Here is a 742-nt window from a genome sequence, read left to right as displayed (position 1 = left end):
CGTGCTGAACTTGGTCGCCGCCATTATAAACTCTTGACGAATCCCAAACTTCTAGAGGGCCACAATCAACCGCTGCGTAGCTGTTGAAGGCCAATAGACAAGATGCAGTCAGCGTACTTAGCGTAAAGACACTTTTCACTGCTTTCCCGTTTTTAAGGTGCATAATCGCTCTTCCTTAAGTTATTGTTAAAACAATATTAAACGTGTTTGAAACAACACGTTCTTACTTTTATTTCGACGTAAAATAACTTAAGTACAAGTTGGAAATTTCACACTATGTATTTGCGAGTTTTCAACACCACCTCTCAAGAATCCACTAAATGGTTGCAACAAAATACCTATTATTTGGCACCAGCAACTAATTTTATAATTCGAATAAATAAGTGACTCGCAAATTAATAAAAAAGGCGAAAAAAGTCGTCATTTTGAAATAAAGATCACTATGCCTTTGTTGACCTTGGTGTTTCATTGCAATGTCGCTTGTCCTCGCGACTAAACTGTGATGGGCTGCTGTAGCCTACAAGTCGAGCAGCATCGTTGACTCGTTTCCCTTCGAGTTGAATCAAATCTCTCGCTTTATTGAGACGCACTTTTTTGATGTATTGCAAAGGTGATTCTAAAGTTACGCTCCGAAACGCCTGATGAAATGCAGAGACACTCATGTTGGCCTCTTCCGCCAATGTTTGAACATTCAATTGCTCATGGTATTCGGCATGAACACGATTGAGTGCTTTTGCTACTC

At 39.9% G+C, this 742-nt stretch carries 1 protein-coding gene; it reads right to left on the bottom strand.

All coding sequences use genetic code 11. The features are described 5' to 3' along the window. Positions 1-440: 440 nt before the first annotated feature. Positions 441-742, bottom strand: a 302-nt coding sequence (locus R7044_RS25225; RefSeq protein WP_225455997.1) for a helix-turn-helix transcriptional regulator, incomplete at its 5' end; no start/stop codon positions are given.

This window comes from Vibrio sp. 1402, assembly GCF_033340275.1.
This window is presented reverse-complemented; position numbering and strand designations above follow the sequence as displayed.